The organism is Streptomyces longhuiensis (genome assembly GCF_020616555.1).
GTDB lineage: Bacteria > Actinomycetota > Actinomycetes > Streptomycetales > Streptomycetaceae > Streptomyces > Streptomyces longhuiensis.
Genome location: NZ_CP085174.1, coordinates 115,355 through 131,183, shown reverse-complemented (window position 1 = coordinate 131,183; position 15,829 = coordinate 115,355). Strand labels below are relative to the sequence as shown.

Below are 15,829 nucleotides of genomic sequence, written 5' to 3'. Positions count from 1 at the left end.
CCGATGGAACACGGGCTGCGGGCTTCCAGTCACACGCACCTTCCCTTTCGCGTGGGCCGAGGAACGTTTCCACAGCCACGTTCCGGCCGGGTTGCATCGGTCAAGCACCCGGCCCGCCGGTCGAGGCCAAGGAATGAAGTCAATCGGCAGGCCGGGGGGTGATGGATCAGTACAGCGCGCGAAGGCCGAGAACGTCACCACGGCCGAGGGTCCGCTTCGACGTGCTGCACCAGAACGAGTTGGCGTGCATGGTGAGATTGTCGTGACCGGCACCGGGATGGTCCAGCCCAAAGACGTGACCGGCCTCGTGCGTTCCCGTCTCTCGCAGATCGATTTTGTAGCTACAAGTGGCGCTGCCGCCCTCATTGGTGAAGTCATAGTCGGTCGTGTTGTAGCGCACGTCGGATTCGACGCTGAGCCACCTGGCCGACCCGGACGGCTCAGAGAATGTACAAGTGACTGCCACCCAGTCGGAGATGAGGTCGCCCCCGTCCCAGGTACTCGTGCCGTCACGGGGCAAACATTTCGCCTCGGTCGGAGATATGTCAGCCTCGGTAGTGGTCAGGCCCTGGTAGTCCCTTTCGGCGCTGACCTCGTCGGCCAGTCCGCAGTCGTTGGTGCTGCGGGTGATGTTGTTGATGGCGTCGGCGAATGCCAATGCCGTATCGTCGTCGTTCATCCCGCCGGGGTTGCCGCCATCCCCCAGGTACCACTTATACGGGTGGCCGAACCATTCATAGGTCAGCAGCGCGTAGGCACTGTCGTCGCAGGCGGACGGAACAGCACTGGTGCTGGCCTCCGCATCCCCGGTGTTGAACTCCTCAGGTTCCGGGTACTGGATGCGTCCGTCGTCGGAGACAAACAGCTGGAAGCTCGCCTCGTTCCCTGTCGCGCCCAGCGCCGTGAGGGTGACACCATTTCCCGGCTCAGGTACCTCCAGTTGCACTTCGCCAGAGCGCACAACCCTGCCTACGGCATCGCACTCAACGACCGACGTTCCTTCTGGTAGATCTGCGCGCGTGAGTGTCCCGTCGGGAAGCGAACACGCCGCCCCCGCAGCGGAGGCCGTGGCCCCGCCGGATAGCAGGAACGTGGATACGAGTGCGAGTGCAGACAGCACTCCTACAGTGCCGCGACCTTTCAACACAGACTCTTCCCCCCAATGCCCGCCTCGCGCGAGCAGCTGCAACTGTCCGATCACGCTGCGGAGAATGTGCGCACCGCTGCGTCCGCGCGCTCGACTTCAGGCCCTGATTAGACGTTGCGGTGCTGGGCGCACCGTCCGCGCTGACCCCTCAGCGCCGGCGCCAGGCCCGTGGCATGTGACCCACCCATGGGCTGCAGTTCATGACACTCCAGCCTGCGAATACGCTTATCCGTCAGTTCATGGCATGTTCGGCTCAGCTGTGATCAGACGGTACACGTTCGAACGCAACGCGTGTTCTAGTTTGAGCGAGACGTCAACAAGGGTGGCCGCAGGTACGGAACGCCCCTTCGAGGCTCCGGCCAGGCTGGCGGCGACCACGCACCGCATCGAACGTCCCGCACCGGACCTGCTATCGCGCACCGGGATCTCATCCTGTCTGTCCCCGACTTCCGCGCGCAGGGAGCAGCACGGCCAGATCAGGAGGACTTCGGCTGTCTGTGCGGCACATGGGACAGGGCCATCGCAGCGCGACCTATCGCTCGCCAGCGGCCTGCACGTTCTCGGGGGAGATTCTGGACGGGAGCAACGACGGTGAGCTGCTTCTCCAGAACGCTGCGCACCACCGACACCGAGGGAGACGCACATGGGGCGGGTCAAGGCACGCAAGGGGGAGACGTCGGGCGTACGCCCGGCTCGTGTCGGAGAAGGCGACGCCGTCCGGACCCTGCTCGCGGAGGTGGCCCGGGATGAACAGGACCGGATGCAGCTGGCGGCGTCCTGTCATCTCCTCGACAGCGGGGTCGACACGGCCCGGTACGCCGAGCCGTTCCGCCTCCTGGTCTTCGAGCGGCGCCGCACACTGCTGGGCGCCGTGCTGGTCCAGGGCGGCAACCTCGGTTCGAAGCCGGGCGACGACTTGGCCGACCTGAAAGCGCATCAGAACCTGTATGCCCAGCAGGTTGGCATGCAGCGCAAGATGTTCGACCGGGTCAACGCGGTCAGCGCGCACTTGGCCTTTATGGCTGTGGCACCCTCCTCCCGCGGGCAGGGCATCGGCCGGCAGCTGGTCCGTGCAGCCGCCGACATCGAGCGTCGGCGCGGCCGCCGGCTGCTGACCGGCTACGTATGGGACGACGATCTGGCGCACATGTACGAGAGGTGGGGGTTCATCGTCTCCCCGGCGGAGATGGCCGCGTTCTTCCTGCGGGAGAAGGTCGGCAACCTGTACGCGCCCTCCGCTGCCGCGCTCAACCTGACGGAGGGCTCCCGCCTGATCGTGCTGCCGCTCGTCCCAGAGGTGCGCTCCTACGACATCGGGACGGCAGACCAGCCGTTCCCGGCGGTGGTCGGTGTCGAGGAGCCGTTCGATCCCACACACCTGGACACGCCGGAGGAGCTCACCAAAGTCAAGGAACGCATCGAGGCCCTCGTCCAGCAGCAGATGACCCTGTACGGGCCGGAGCGCGCCCGCGCCATGTTCGATGCCTTCTTGGGCCAGTCCGGTAACTGAGGCAGCGCCCGGATCCTCGTACGTCCGTCAGTTGCCGCCGTGGTCGAAGCCCCGGAGCACGGGATCGAGTTCGAGGGCAGCGCCGCACAGGGAACACAGCCGGACGCCCGGGTGCTCCGCCGCGTCCAATGCCTGGTCCAGGGTGAGCGGCGGCGCCCCGGCGGGTGCTTCCCCGCAGTCGACGGCGTGGATGACGCCCTGGCTGGGGCCGCGGCCGCTGCCCAGCTTCTGCAGGACCCAGCCGGGGGCCGGCGCGCCCCTAGGATCTCGCGGACCGTCGACGGCTTCTCCAGGCGCTCAGTGCGTTGTGCGCCTGCCGACCTGTCCTTCGGCCCGTCAGCCGATCAGAAAGAAGTGATGATCGGTCAATCCCGTTCAGTACACGGCTCGTTGTCAGACCCCGCCTGTAGCCTGCGAACCGGCAACTGAGGTGCATATCGGGGGACTTAGGGAGCTGTAGTGGCGGATCGGGATCCTCAGCGGTTCTTCACCCAGAACCAGCGCAACATCCTGTACGACCTCGCCGAAGGACGGTGCGAGACGTGCAGTGCACCGCTGCTGGACGGCTGGGAGGCCGACCACATGGTGCCCTGGGTGCAGGGCGGCCGGACAGTGATCGAGAACGGGCAAGCACTGTGTGCGCGGTGCAACAAAGGAAAGGGACGTGGGGTGCAGTACACCGACGAATTCTCGCCGCGGCCCTTCCAGCGGGAGGTCATCGACCAAGTCTTTGACCGTATCCATGCGGGTGAGCGCCTGACGGCCGTCCTCGCCTCTCCCGGGTCGGGAAAGACGCTCACCTACCAGGCAACAGCCACCAGGCTCTTCAGGGCCGGCCTGATCGACCACGTGGCAGTCTTCGCCCCTCGGGTCGCCCTTGCCGCGCAGTGCGAGACCGACTGGATGCAGCGGGACAGCCAAGGTTCTGTGACGAAGGGGGACTGCCTGCGGTTCGACAGCACCAAGCGCATCGGGATGATTCGGCACAAAATCAAAGAAAAGCCGCTCACGCCAGTCACCGAACCGGGAAGCGGCTTCATCTCCACCTACAGCGCGCTGGTCACCAACGAGTCGGTCTTTCTGGAATGGGCGGCCAAGCATCGGGGCCGGTTCCTGCTCGTGGCTGACGAGGCGCAGTTCTGCGGCGACACGACCGACCCCGACGCCGGCGAGGGCGGTACCCGCGCTGGCGCATTGATCAAGCAGATGCACGAGTACGCCCGGCACACCCTGCTTCTGACCGGAACGCCGAACCGCGCAGACAACCAGCGGCTGGTGCTGGCTGACTACGAGCCCCACCCGACCGACCCCAAGCGTGAGGTCCTGGTCCACCACGCGGAAGCCAAGTACTCCAACGGCATCGCGGAGGGCTACCTGCGCAAGTTCGAGATGCGCCTCACCAATGCACGCGTCTCCAAGCGCACGCTCGCCGACGATGCCGGCCGCGGGGACAGCGTCCTCGAGTACAACCTGTCCGACGACGGCAGCGAACTCGTACCCGTGCTCAGGGACGAGAAGACCTGGCAGCCCCTCGTCGACGACGTCGTGAGGGCCATCTGGGACAAACAGAAGTTTCACGCCTCCTACCGCGGCCTGATCTCCTGCATGCAGCAGCAGGACGCCAAGAAGGTCTACAAGTACCTCCAACAGCGCTACCCCGACCTGCGCGTGGCGCTCGCCGTGTCATCCGACACCGGCGCCTCACAGGTCCTGCAGGACTTCAAGGTCAAGCCGATGGACCTGCTAGTGACCGTGCGCATGGCGTTCATCGGCTACGACTGCAAGACCATCACCGTCGTCGGCATCCTGACCCACTACCGCGACGGCGGCCACCTGATGCAGTTGATCGGCCGCGGCCTGCGCGTATGGGACGGCACACCGGCCCGTGAACAGACCTGCCTGATCGTGGCCCCGGACGACCCGAAGATGCAGGGCTTCCTCGACCTCCTGCGCGAGGAGAACGACCGGGGACTGAAGGTCCTGGAGGAACGGGAACAAGAGGAGCGCGAAGAGCCCGGAGACGCCGTCCAGGAAGAGTTCTCCTACATCGACTCCGCGGTCGCCACGACCACCAGGGCCTCAAGCAACGAACTCGACATGGACGCGGACGAGACGCTGATGGTCGAGACGCTGAAGCGAGCTGTCGACGCTGCAGAAGACGTCACCAAGCTGAAGCAAATCATCGCGATGGCCGGGATGATGCTCAAGCAGCCGACCCCGGTCCCCCAGCCGCGCACCGAACCGGAACCGGAGCCGCCCACAGAGGCCCCGAAGACCGAACGTCAGCAGATCGCCGATTTCAACTCCAAAACTTCAGAGACGATCAGGCAGTATCTGTACCGCGGCGGTGTGAAGCCGGGAGACGCCGGCTACCGGGACGCTGCGATGAAAGCGACGGCACGCGTGAACGAGGCTGCCGACTGCACGGCAGCGAACGCCAATACCGTAGAGAAGGCCAGCAGGAGGTTCCGCGCTGCACTGGCCCTCAAGTAGGAGAGCTCCATGACCGTCCGAGTCGAATCAAACAGCTATCTCACTGAGGAGCAGCATCAGGTCTACCAGCTCCGAGACTCCCTGGAACGCAACGGTGGCACGCCGATCGGCTTCCTGGAGCTGCTGGCAGCCGTCATGGCGGAAGGAACCTGGAAGAAGGTCCCCTCCGGCGTCAACCAGGAGAAACCGTTCAACAGCTTCTCCGAGTTCATCGAAGCGAACCCCCCCTTCGGGCTTGGCGCCAGCGTGGAGAACGTCCGCATACTGCTTCAGTTGCGGCATCCACACGAAGGCGTGCCACGCATCCGAGAGCAGATGGACACCATGCGCGCGGAGGTCACCCGGCTCCTCGGGCCCGACCCCGAACGCGACCCCGTCGCCCGCGATGCCCGGGTCTTCGGCGCCTATGACCGAAGCGGTGGATGGGTCTTCGGGCTCTTGGTCGCCCGCAACGTCCAGCCCGGCACAGTCGAGCGCCGACCGAGCGAGACGTGGGGTGTCGACGATGGGGATGTCGAGAAGGTATCCGCCAGCAGGTTCGCCGAGATGGCCGGCACCTCTGCTGCGCGGGTGATGCGCTTTTACCGTGCATGGGAACGTGCAGCGGCAGACAGCAAAGTCCCCAGTTTCGACAAGCTGACCCCGGGCCAAGAGATTGACCTGCCCGACGCGCACCTTTGGGGCGACTACTTCACCGTCTACGAACAGAGCACCGACCGGCGCGAGCACATCGCGGAGGAAGCCAAAGCCGCAGGCACCAGCTATACCGAAGCCATGAAGGTGGCTAAGAATCCGGCCGCGATGCGCACCGCGATCCTGGGCGACCCCAAGACAGCCGAAGCCGCTCGCGATGCCTTGATGGGACGCCCGGAACTCAGAGCCACAGTGGTTGCGCAGGCGATGTCTGACCCGGCGATCCGCAAAGAAGCCGCGGCCCAGACACGCAAGGCAGAACGCATCGAGTTCGTACGGCAAGTCGCCACAGATGGGAAAGCCAAGACCCCCGCCGGCCAGATCATCGAGCTCACCAGCCAGGCCCGCCAGAAAGTTTCCGCGTGCCTGGCAGCCGTCGAAGACTCAGAGGCGACCCCTGAGAGCGTCACCGATGCATACGAAACCGTACGGGAAGCCATCGAGGAGACGGTGGAGTCCGATCGGGACCTCCAGACAATTGAACAGCGCACCCAGTACCTCAAGGCACTGAAGTCCACCGCGAAGGGCATCGAATCAATCGACCCCCAGCAACTGGCAACGGTGATCGACGATGACGTCCGCGAAAGCATCAAGCAACTCCAGCAGAGGATCAACGCGCTGGCCAAATCCATCGCGGACCCGAACGCGGAAGCGTCGGCCCCTGTAGCCGGGTGACGCAAGGACCAACTGGATGGCGTTCTGGCGGTGCCGCACCTCCTATCGCACGGCTGCCTCGCCGGAGCCCCTCGCCCCCGGACTCTGGCCGTCTGGCTCGTTCCGGGACCCTCCGGACGCCGGAGCGGTCAAGAGCATCAGAGGTGCCCGTGCTTGTCTACCCGTCTCGACGATGGTGCCAGCCCGCTGATCCCGTCGGATAGCCGCGTACAGCTCGACCTTGGACCTCTGCGGCATGACCGGATCAGGCGGCGGGCAACTGGCCCAGGCGGCGCCCCTGGTCGGTGGCAGCTGCTACGAGTTGGGCCAGTTCGCCGTCTTCGAAGGTGGGAGCCTGCCAGCCGGGAGGGGCTGCGACGGGAGTGAAGCTGATCTGGGTGCGGTAGCGGGACGCGGCCTCGTACAGGGTGTTCAGCGCGGTCAGTGCGTCGGCGTTGAGGGCGCCGATGCGCACCACCTACACGTCTCGGGACGGGTCGAAGAAGCCGACGAAGCGCAGGAGTTCGAGCTGTGCGTGCCAGGCGGATCCGTTGTCGTGTGTGGCACGGCAGGTGGCCTCCAGCAGCCACCGGGGTGAGGCCTTACGGGAGGACGAAGTCATGGTGCTGACCGTAACCGGCGGCACTGACAACGAGGCTCTTCGCACGGTGGCCGGGGTGCTGATCCGGCGTGGGGCACCGGAGCTGCGGTCGGCGCCGCCCACGCCCCGTCGTTGAATCAGCAAACCCCCCGGCACGGGATGCAGACTTCAGGATCGCGAATGTTTTCGATCAAATTCTGTCATTACTGAGCGCAACATGTCTGGTGAAGGCTCGGCTCAGCAGGTGCGGGCGCATGCACGCCTCAGATACATGCATCAGGCGTGGTGCGCGGTGGCTGATTTCGCCGCCGCGGCTGGCTGAACTGCCTGCCGTGGCTTGTCAGGGGGGTTGTGCCCCGGCGCGGGGTGGCGAATCGGCGGCGGAACAAAGGGAGTTGGCGTGTCCTCGGCGTGGCATGTCTCACACCAGGAATTTGCGCGGAGCGTGAGCCGCAGGTCACACACTGTGTAACTGAGTTGATGATCACCTTCCGAATTTTGCTTCGCCAATCGGTTAACTCTGGGCTCCTCGCGATCGGTTCTATTGGCACAACGCGAAGACGCGTTCGCAGGCGCATCCGTAATGAGCGGACCCTGCGCTTCACCCAAGGAGACCCCCGTGAGGCCGAACCGCCTCGGGCGCCGGGACGACTACCGCACCCCGCGCTCCTACCGTGCAGCGACCGGCATCGGCGCAACGACGCGCCATGCCCTCCGGTGCGGCGGCCCCGCCCGCCTGCCGGCCTGCCGCCGCGCGCACCACTGCGTCGGCGCCGGATCCCTTCGGGCCGAGGGGGAATGGTGAGCGAAGCGGACGCGTACGACCAGGAGGGACCCGTCGCGCAGCCCACGCACGACGCCTCCTTCGACCGGTTCTTCCGGCAGCACAAGGACACCCTGCTGCGCTACCTCGTGGCGCGCACCCGCAACCTCTTCGATGCCGACGAGATCCTCATGACCGCCGCCATACGCATCTACCAGAGGTGGGCCTACATCGAGGCGAGCGCCGACGCGCTGGGTCTGGTCCGCAAGATCGTGCACGACTACTGGGTCGACCACTACCGCCACCAGGCCCGTCACGCCGGCCGGGAGATCCTCGCCGACGACGTGCAGCCCTTCATCTCGGACGGCGGCACCGTCGACGAGCTCCTCAAACTGCGCGGCTACGAGGAACTCGACCAGGCCATGGCCACCCTCGAGCGCACCGCCCCGACCCAGGCGCGCTGCATCCGGCTGCACTACCTCGAGGACCTGACGCCCTCGGAGATCGCCGAGCGCACCGGCAGCACCCCTTCCGCAGTGCGCACCAACCTCAGCAAAGGGCGCCAGCACCTGCGCCGCCTGCTCCGGCCGACCAGGAAAGAAGGAGACCGATGACCAGCCACCACCCCCTGGACGCGCCCGGTCCCACAGCAGATGCGCGCGACGAGACAGACGTCGAAGAGATGCTGCGCGCCGAGGCCCGCGCCGTCGACGACATGGTGTTCACCCACGACACCGACGACTTCATGCGACGCCTGGCCCACGGCATCGCCGACCAGGCCGCCCTGCCCCCGCGCGTGCGTCGCGCCGCCGCTCCCGCCGACGGCGACCGGGCCCGTGAGCCATCCACCGCCCGACACGACATGGTCCGCCCCCGCAGCAGGCGCACCCGACGACGGCGCCCCACCCCGGTCGTACGCCGCAACCCTCTCTCAGATCCCCGAGTGACCCGCGCCTACCTGCTGAAGGTCTGCGAAACCGTGCTGTGCACCGCGGACGAGGAACACTTCGAACTCTACGAAAGCGACGGCGCCCGCACCTTCGCCTGCATGCTCTACCTCCTCGGCCGACGCCACAGTGCCGTCTTCTGGTGGGGGTTCGCCGCCGGCGCCGACGACCCGCTCGCCGCACACCTGCTGGCCACCCACTACGCCATCAACAACACCAGCCTCCAAAAGGCCAGAGTGTGGCGCTGGTACTCACGACTACTCGGCTACCGAAGCCGCCGCCATCTGCCCCATCTCATCCAGGACAGCGAACGCCCCCGCGAACAGATCGCCGCAGACCTGGCCACCAACTACCCCTGGCCCCAGGTCCTGCGCACCTTCATCGACAACCCCCGTCTGATCGAGATGTGAGTCCCTTCAGCACAGCCTTCAACTAGAGCCGAACCAGCCTGAGGAGCCCTCATGTCCGAGTCGATCGCCCCCTCCGAACCGTCACCAGCCCCGCGGCCCGGCGCCGCGCTATCCGCGTCGTGCTGGCCCACCTCGTGCGGGGACTGGCCTACGGGGCTGGAACCGCCGTCACCGGCCTGCTCGCCTACTGGGTGCAGCACTACCTCTGACCGGCATCACCACCTTCGGCATCACCTCGAGAAACGGCTTGAACCGCTCGGCCCGACAGAGGGATCGGCAGGCCGCGGATGTCGCGTGGGAGCGCAAAGGGCCAGCTTGCGTCTGGATTGTGTCGCTGCCGCGACTGACTTCCTGACTCTTTGTCAGTGCTGGGTGGTGACCTCGTCAGAAGCAGACAACTGACACGGCTGATGGCTCAAGGAGGCGGAGATGCCCTGGGTGGAAGAGCACGTGCGCGGCGGCAGGAAGGTGCGGCGGTACTTCCGGTGGGCGCCAAGGGCGCGGCGTGATCTGGCGATTCTGGCTCTGCTGGGACTCGCGGTCGCGGGCTACAGCGGCAGCGGGTCTGGCACGGCGGCTCAGGACAGCGGTAGCGGGAGCAGGCCGCGGCCGATGTCGACGGCGGTGTATCCGGTGCGCTTTCCGGGCTGGGAGAACCCGAAGCCGGCGCCGCGGCCGACGGTCTCGTACCCGATCCCGTTCGACCGGCGGTGACTACTGCGACCCAGTTGGCGCGGCAGGGTAGGCCCTCTTGCCGGGCCTGCGCAGGGCTTTCACACTGCGGATCACAGGAGCGGGGAGATGGGGGAGTGATGGCAGCACGACGACGGCGCCGACGCTTACGGAAGCGGACACGTAGGCAGATTCAGCTGTGGGGCATGGCGGCCGCGGTGGTGGTCGCGGTGTGGGTGGCCGGGAACTGGGCGAGTGTGTGGCCTGTCCTCCTGCTGGGGCTGGCAGTGGCTGTGGTGGGCGGCGCCGGCTGGGGACTGTGGCAGGCGCATCGCCGTGCGGTCGGCGAGGACCAGCAGTGGCGCGCGCAGGAGGAGGCGAAGGCACGGGAGTTGTCGATGACGGAGGTCGACGCACTCTCGTGGCAGGACTTCGAGCGCTACGTCGCCGATCTGTGCCGGCGGGACGGATGCTCAGGAGTCGTTGTCAGCGGGAAGAGCGGTGACCTGGGCGCCGATGTCGTCGGCTACCTCGCCGATGGCCGCAAACTGGTGATCCAGTGCAAGAAGTACGCGCCGCAGCGCAGCGTGTCCTCGCACGACATGCAGAAGTTCGTCGGCACCGCCCGCCCCGAACACGGCGCGGATGTGGCCCTGTTTGTCACCACCTGCCGCGCGTTCACCAGGGACGCGCAGGGCCTGGCACTGCGGCAGAACATCGTTGCTGTACACCGGGACCTGCTGGGGGCGTGGGTCAAGGGCGCCCCTCTGGAGACGCTGATCCCGCTCAACGGGCGTGGCAACGGCACGACGCGACATGCTTCCGCCTGAGCGCTGATACAGGCCCTAGACGCCCAAGGAGGCCTCGTGCCGACGATCACCCATCTCTGCGGAGCCCGGAACCTCACCTCGCTGCGCACCCCGTTGACCTGCAAATCGACATCGACCCTCGTGTGCCAAGGCCCGGCTACACAGCCGAGCGGAGCGCCGGCCTGGCTGCTGTTCCTGTGCATTGAGCACGCCCAGGCTTTGCCCGACTGGCCTGGCGCCCCAGCCGATCCCGATGACCCGCCCTTGATGGCCTGCGGCGCGGTACTCGACTACTCCCGCAGCAGCACCCCCACCGGCGCCCAGCGCATGAGCCGCGCAACCGCAGCCACCGCCACCGCCACCGCCACCGCCGGCAGCATGGTCTGCCGGGTCACGCACAGTCTCTTCAGGGTGAGAGCGAGCGAGGATCTCACCGTGTTACGCGCAGCCACAGGCCACCGTTGGCCACCGGCAGACGGGGCAACGGTGCGCTGGTTAAAGTGACCATCGTCCGCGTGCGGGACAGGAGAGACGGGGGATTTCCACATGTCCATGGAGCCGGTGTCCATCGTGGTCGTGGCGGCAGCCGTCGAGCTGAGCGAGTTTCAGCAGAACCTCGTCGTCGCCTTCGTCGGCATCATCGGCGGTGTCCTCGGCACGATCGCCGTCGAGCGGTTCAAGCTGCGGCGCGAGCCGACCAAGCGGCTCTCGTGGGACGCCGAGATCCACAACGCCATGCTGTCCACGGACGAAAACCTGCGCCGACAGCTGCAGTTGAACTTCAACGGCCACCCGATCGCGGGCCTGAGCTCGGTTGACTTCCGCGTGGAGAACACCGGCAACCGCGTGGTCAAGGACCAGTATCTGCGCTTCGACTTCCCCGTCGGGCAGCTCGTCGAAGCCGCTATCACCTCGGGACCCGAGCGCGAGATGGGCGTGGTCAGGTGCCAGGACCGTGAACAAGGCCCGGGCGAGGCCGTGTTCGCCATCGGGCACCTCGAGCGCGGACAAGCCGTCTCGCTCCGGCTCTCCGTGTCAGTGCGTGACCTCGGCAACTGGCGGGTCGTCGCCCACAACGATGAAGGCGATGTCGAGTTCCACGAGCGTGCGGCCGCCCGACGCCAAGCCGACCAGGAGCATGTCCCGACTCTCTTCGCCCTGACTTTTCTGCTGTTCTCCGCGCCCCCACTGGCCGCGCTCCTCGGCGACCTCGGACGAATCATCGCCGTGGTCCTCGGCACGGCCCTCCTGCTCAGCATCGTCCCGCATCTGGCACCGGCCGGACGTGCCCTGCGGGACTTCCTCACCCGGCCCGAGCCGAAGCCGGGCGTCCACATCAACAGGGTCGACTCGTCCACGTTCTCCATCGGCGACCACGGCTCGGCCACACACCACGCGGCCGTGCCCGGGCAGCACACCTAGAGAGGATCCCGAGGCGTCGCCAGACCGCGTCAGCCGCACGGGTACCTCTTAGCCGTCTCCAGGGCCTCTTTGGGCAGCGAGCACCGGGATCCCATCAATAGCCTTGTGCAGCAAGCGATTTCGCCCCTCGGCTGATTAGGGGCTGTCGAATCGAGTCGTGGTCGCGCGGCTGCCCGTTCCGTTTGACGTCCCTTCGGTGAATTCTGCAGCGCCGTCAGCATCTTCCCAGCCGGTGATCGCGCCCGCTGCGGCGCTTCTTCGTCCAGCCGGTCCTCGTCGGTGCGCTTCCGGGTGGGCTCCGGCACGGGGGGGGGCGCCGAACAGCTTGGCGAGGGAGGCCGCGTCGGAGGCCAGGTCACTCCACGTGGAGGCGGCCGCCTAGTCGGCCCGAAGCCGTCTTGGGCGACCCTGCGCACTGCCTGTCTGGCGATCCCGACCAGCGCAGATCGCCTCATGGTCAAGGCTCGGCACGCTCCGAGGGGGCGTGGGGAAGCTGAGGCACCCCCTTGGCTTCGGTGAACCATGGTGCGCGATCAGTTGGGGCAGCGGCTTCTTCATCGCCCCGGGGTGGGTTCCGACCTGTGCTGGCAGGTGCCGCGGCGCGCAGCACAGACATAGGAGGGCCACTGATGAACGGACAGCTGGATCAGCGGACGGTACTACTCGCACTCGTCGGATGCGGCACCGTGTACGTCGCCTTCGAGCACCCCTCGTTCGGCACTGCCCTCATGGTGGGCGTCGGTGTGGTGACGCTGATGCATCTGTTGATGAGGCAGCGCTGACCTGCTTTCCGGGGGCGCTCAAACTTCGATGGCACGCGGTCAAGGTTCAGTGGCACAGGACATCCACCGGTAGAGCACGCATGTCCACCCTCCACCAACGAATCAATCCGATCGGGTTAAAGAAATGGGTTAAAAGCAAGGGTAAAGGCTGCTAGTGTTCGGGGTGGAGGTAGAGACACATGGCATCCGAGGAAGAGCTGTTCGCGAACATCGACGCACTGCTGGAAGAGGAGCCGCAGCTCCCGCCCCCGGCGGAGCGCGCCCGGCTGCGAGAGGCCGCCGGCATCACCCAGGCCCGCCTCGCGACCGCGCTGAAGACCACGACGCAGACGGTGAAGAACTACGAGAACGGCCGCTCGGAGCCGAAGTCGCCGCGCCTAGAGGCGTACCAGCGACTACTGAACGGATGGGCGGCGAAGTTCCCCGCCCATGCCGCACCCTTCACCCCAGTCCCCGCCCCGCAGGTGCCGCAGGCGTTCACCGGCCCGGCCGCGCCCGAGGCCACCGAGCCGAAGACCGCAGTACCGGTTCAGGCCCCGGTCGTCCAGGCCGCGCCCGAGCGTCCCGCCCGTCCGGCCGAGAAGTCGCGCCGCCCGGCGACGAAGAAGGCGGCCAAGCCCGCGAGTGACCCGCGGTTCCTGCATGGCCCGCTCGCCGTACTGGACGGCGACGGATCCGCGTACGGCGTGGACGGCATCGTGCTCGACTGCCCGGCGACCACCATCCCGGAGCTGGTGGAGTGGACGCTGCGCGAGTCCGGCCTTGGTGCCGCGAAGCTCAACCGGTACGGCAAGGACAGCGACCCACTGATCGTGCTCACCGCCGCGGCCGCCGTGAAGCTCGGACTGCCGGAGCGCCTGGAGGGCCACGAGCAGCGCCGCTCCCTCCGCCTCCCGGAGGACCACCCGGTGGTCAAGCAGGTGGCGAAGGCGAAGTGGCAGCTCACGCAGCGCGGGTTCGGCCCGTGGGCCCGCATTTACCGCAAGGCCCAGGGGCGCGAGCGGCAGTGCGTGCAACTCGCGGTCCTGTCGTGGGACGCCCTCGATGAGCGGTCCTGGCCCGGCGTCTGCGAGATGGAGCCGGCCGACGTCGCCCGCGTCCTCGGCGTCTACGCCCAGCGGGTCATCACCCCGCGCGGCTCCACCGCCGTCTCCGGCCTGGAGCTAATGACCGCGCTGCGCCCGCCGACAAAGGCTGTGCAGGACCCGCAGACCGGGAACTGGGTATCCGGCTACAACGCGGGCTCGCTGGGGACAGAGCCGATGGACCCGGCGCCGCCGGAGGCCACCCCGGAGCACCCTGTCGTCGTGAACTCCGGCTGGACCGGCGGGTTCCTCAATGAAGAGGCGTACCAGTGGGTGCGGTCGGTGGACTCGCTCAGCGATGAGGAGTGCACGCTGCCCTTCGCGGTCGGCCTGGACCTCAACACGGCGTTCCTCGCCGCGGCGGCCCGCCTGGTCGTCGGCCTGAGCGCGCCTGATCACTTCAACGCCCCGAAGTTCAACCCGAAGATCCCCGGGAGCTGGCTGGTCGACCTGTCCCACATCGAGTTGGACCCGCGTCTGCCCAGCCCGTTCACCCCGGAAGGCACCCGGCCGACGGGACCTGCCTGGTACCAGACGCACACCCTCGCCTACGCCCAGGAGCTCGGGCACGACGTCCACCCGATCGAGGCGTACCTGCGCCGCGAGACCGGCGCGTACCTGGACCCGTGGCACGACCGCCTCAAGACGGCATACGTCGACACCCTCGCCGACCTCGGCGTCACCCGGGACCTGGACGACCGCCAGTTCCTCGCCGCGATGGAGCAGCACAAGCAGGTCGACCCTGCCCTGGCCGCCGTGCTCTCCGCGATCAAGGCGACGGTTAAGGGCGGCGTCGGCAAGCTCCGTGAGCGCCCGCAGGGTCGCCACTACAAGGAGGGCGGGCGGTGGCCGGCCCTTCAGCGCCCGACCTGGCGCCCCGACATCCGCGCCGCCGTCATCTCCAAGGCCCGGGTCAACATGCACCGCAAGCTCAACAACATGGCGAAGATGACCGGGCTGTTCCCACTCGCCGTGCTGTCCGACTGCGTCGTGTACCCCTCGCCGGGGGAGAGCCCGCTCGACTTCCTCCCGTACGCCGCGTCCGGCAAGCCACAGCCCGGCGCCTTCCGCCTCGGGCCCACACCGGGCCTGGCGAAGCTGGAAGGCGTCCAGTCGATGCTGTGGGCGGTCGACCTGATGGAGAAGGGCTTCAACCCAGCCCGCCACATCAAGGGCGGCGACGCCGTCCTGGACGAAGGGGAGTAGAGCCGTGGGGGAGATCGAGGACGCGATCACGCGCGCCGACCGGGAAGCGTTCACCAAGGAGCCGCCCAAGACCCTCCAGGGCCGCATCAACTTCCTGATGAAGCAGCTCAAGACGACGAGAGCCGTCGCAGCGGAACTCGGGGTGAGCCAGCGGTCGGTGGAGCGCTACCGCAAGGGCGAACGCAAGCACCCGCCGAAGGACATCGCTGCGAAGATCGACGAGGCCGTACGGTCACGCTGGCAGCCGCAGGTGCGCAAGCGCCGGCGCAAGCAGGCCGCCGCTACTGGCGGGGTCACGGTGGAGACGAGGGCCCGGTTCGGGTACACCGCGCCCGTCGGCACGACCGACGACGGCCGGTTCCGGCGACTCACCGTGCACCTTCCCCCGGCGTACGCGCAGCGCCTGTTCGACGCCCGCGAAGCAGGGGCCAGCGACCAGCAGATGCGCGGAATCATCGCCGAAGGATTTAAGAAAGTGTATTTCCAGGACGGCGGCGGGCGCGCTATGGGACTGTCGGACGTGGAAATCAACGACATCGACTATTTGGATCTGGACTACTAACCTGGAGCGAAAAGCGTGCCCGCTAAATTACCGCCCTGAGCTGAAGCGCGATAGGTGTCACAAAGGCAGGTGT

Annotated in this window: 16 protein-coding genes and 1 pseudogene; 13 read left to right on the top strand and 4 right to left on the bottom strand. The window is 67.1% G+C overall.

Translation table 11 applies throughout. From position 1 onward, the window contains the following. Positions 1–166: 166 nt before the first annotated feature. Entirely contained in the window at positions 167–946 is a 780-nt protein-coding gene (locus LGI35_RS45625; protein ID WP_227300916.1) for a zinc metalloprotease, read from the bottom strand. A gap of 844 nt (positions 947–1,790) precedes the next feature. On the opposite strand from LGI35_RS45625, the gene LGI35_RS45620 reads away from it, so the two are divergent. Then, a complete protein-coding gene (locus tag LGI35_RS45620; protein WP_227300915.1) occupies positions 1,791–2,657 on the top strand; it encodes a GNAT family N-acetyltransferase in 867 nt (288 codons plus the stop codon). Between the two features lie 27 nt (positions 2,658–2,684). Here the strand turns inward: LGI35_RS45620 and LGI35_RS45615 are convergent. Continuing rightward, positions 2,685–2,959 (bottom strand): annotated as a pseudogene (locus LGI35_RS45615) (DUF6233 domain-containing protein); the annotation flags it as partial. Positions 2,960–3,116: 157 nt separating this feature from the next. Between LGI35_RS45615 and LGI35_RS45610 the strand changes: the two are divergent. Both LGI35_RS45610 and LGI35_RS45605 read left to right on the top strand, forming a co-directional pair. After that, positions 3,117–5,150 carry an HNH endonuclease gene (locus tag LGI35_RS45610; RefSeq protein WP_227300914.1) on the top strand — a complete coding sequence of 678 codons (2,034 nt, stop codon included), beginning with the start codon at positions 3,117–3,119 and terminating at the stop codon, positions 5,148–5,150. Positions 5,151–5,159: 9 nt separating this feature from the next. Further along, positions 5,160–6,518, top strand: a complete 1,359-nt coding sequence (locus tag LGI35_RS45605; RefSeq protein WP_227300913.1) for a hypothetical protein — start codon at positions 5,160–5,162, stop codon at positions 6,516–6,518. A 244-nt stretch (positions 6,519–6,762) separates the two neighbouring features. Here LGI35_RS45605 and LGI35_RS45600 read toward each other — a convergent pair whose 3' ends face one another. Continuing rightward, positions 6,763–6,975 carry a hypothetical protein gene (locus tag LGI35_RS45600; RefSeq protein ID WP_227300912.1) on the bottom strand — a complete coding sequence of 71 codons (213 nt, stop codon included), beginning with the start codon at positions 6,973–6,975 and terminating at the stop codon, positions 6,763–6,765. After that, positions 6,976–7,119 (bottom strand): hypothetical protein, encoded by a 144-nt coding sequence (locus LGI35_RS45595; protein ID WP_227300911.1) that lies wholly within the window; start codon positions 7,117–7,119, stop codon positions 6,976–6,978. Positions 7,120–7,717: 598 nt separating this feature from the next. Between LGI35_RS45595 and LGI35_RS45590 the strand changes: the two genes are divergently transcribed. The 10 genes from LGI35_RS45590 (at position 7,718) to tpg (ending at position 15,756) form a co-directional block, all read left to right on the top strand. Continuing rightward, positions 7,718–7,903, top strand: a complete 186-nt coding sequence (locus LGI35_RS45590) for a hypothetical protein (RefSeq protein ID WP_227300910.1) — start codon at positions 7,718–7,720, stop codon at positions 7,901–7,903. Beyond that, positions 7,900–8,475 carry an RNA polymerase sigma factor gene (locus LGI35_RS45585; protein ID WP_227300909.1) on the top strand — a complete coding sequence of 192 codons (576 nt, stop codon included), beginning with the start codon at positions 7,900–7,902 and terminating at the stop codon, positions 8,473–8,475. Before LGI35_RS45590 ends, LGI35_RS45585 begins: the two co-directional genes overlap by 4 nt. Next, positions 8,472–9,218, top strand: a complete 747-nt coding sequence (locus tag LGI35_RS45580) for a hypothetical protein (protein ID WP_227300908.1) — start codon at positions 8,472–8,474, stop codon at positions 9,216–9,218. Before LGI35_RS45585 ends, LGI35_RS45580 begins: the two co-directional genes overlap by 4 nt. Before the next feature lie 429 nt (positions 9,219–9,647). Continuing rightward, positions 9,648–9,932 (top strand): hypothetical protein, encoded by a 285-nt coding sequence (locus LGI35_RS45575; RefSeq protein WP_227300907.1) that lies wholly within the window; start codon positions 9,648–9,650, stop codon positions 9,930–9,932. 164 nt (positions 9,933–10,096) lie between these two features. Then, positions 10,097–10,720: a restriction endonuclease gene (locus LGI35_RS45570; protein WP_227300906.1), complete on the top strand. Its 624-nt coding sequence runs from the start codon at positions 10,097–10,099 to the stop codon at positions 10,718–10,720. A gap of 36 nt (positions 10,721–10,756) precedes the next feature. Further along, positions 10,757–11,203 carry a hypothetical protein gene (locus LGI35_RS45565; protein WP_227300905.1) on the top strand — a complete coding sequence of 149 codons (447 nt, stop codon included), beginning with the start codon at positions 10,757–10,759 and terminating at the stop codon, positions 11,201–11,203. A gap of 42 nt (positions 11,204–11,245) precedes the next feature. Next, positions 11,246–12,121: a hypothetical protein gene (locus tag LGI35_RS45560; RefSeq protein ID WP_227300904.1), complete on the top strand. Its 876-nt coding sequence runs from the start codon at positions 11,246–11,248 to the stop codon at positions 12,119–12,121. A 629-nt stretch (positions 12,122–12,750) separates the two neighbouring features. Next, positions 12,751–12,903, top strand: coding sequence for a hypothetical protein (locus LGI35_RS45555; protein WP_227300903.1), 153 nt, complete (start codon positions 12,751–12,753; stop codon positions 12,901–12,903). 179 nt (positions 12,904–13,082) lie between these two features. After that, positions 13,083–15,194 (top strand): telomere-associated protein Tap, encoded by a 2,112-nt coding sequence (tap, locus tag LGI35_RS45550; RefSeq protein ID WP_227300902.1) that lies wholly within the window; start codon positions 13,083–13,085, stop codon positions 15,192–15,194. Positions 15,195–15,198: 4 nt separating this feature from the next. After that, positions 15,199–15,756, top strand: coding sequence for a telomere-protecting terminal protein Tpg (tpg, locus tag LGI35_RS45545; RefSeq protein ID WP_227300901.1), 558 nt, complete (start codon positions 15,199–15,201; stop codon positions 15,754–15,756). The last annotated feature ends 73 nt before the right edge of the window (positions 15,757–15,829 follow it).

Bases quoted from the DNA above. Each gene is read 5' to 3' on its own strand.
- LGI35_RS45560 (WP_227300904.1), top strand. From the start codon at position 11,246: ATGTCCATGGAGCCGGTGTCCATCGTGGTCGTGGCGGCAGCCGTCGAG.
- tap (WP_227300902.1), top strand. From the start codon at position 13,083: ATGGCATCCGAGGAAGAGCTGTTCGCGAACATCGACGCACTGCTGGAA.
- LGI35_RS45580 (WP_227300908.1), top strand. From the start codon at position 8,472: ATGACCAGCCACCACCCCCTGGACGCGCCCGGTCCCACAGCAGATGCG.
- LGI35_RS45620 (WP_227300915.1), top strand. From the start codon at position 1,791: ATGGGGCGGGTCAAGGCACGCAAGGGGGAGACGTCGGGCGTACGCCCG.
- LGI35_RS45555 (WP_227300903.1), top strand. From the start codon at position 12,751: ATGAACGGACAGCTGGATCAGCGGACGGTACTACTCGCACTCGTCGGA.
- LGI35_RS45605 (WP_227300913.1), top strand. From the start codon at position 5,160: ATGACCGTCCGAGTCGAATCAAACAGCTATCTCACTGAGGAGCAGCAT.
- LGI35_RS45575 (WP_227300907.1), top strand. From the start codon at position 9,648: ATGCCCTGGGTGGAAGAGCACGTGCGCGGCGGCAGGAAGGTGCGGCGG.
- LGI35_RS45570 (WP_227300906.1), top strand. From the start codon at position 10,097: ATGGCGGCCGCGGTGGTGGTCGCGGTGTGGGTGGCCGGGAACTGGGCG.
- LGI35_RS45595 (WP_227300911.1), bottom strand. From the start codon at position 7,119: ATGACTTCGTCCTCCCGTAAGGCCTCACCCCGGTGGCTGCTGGAGGCC.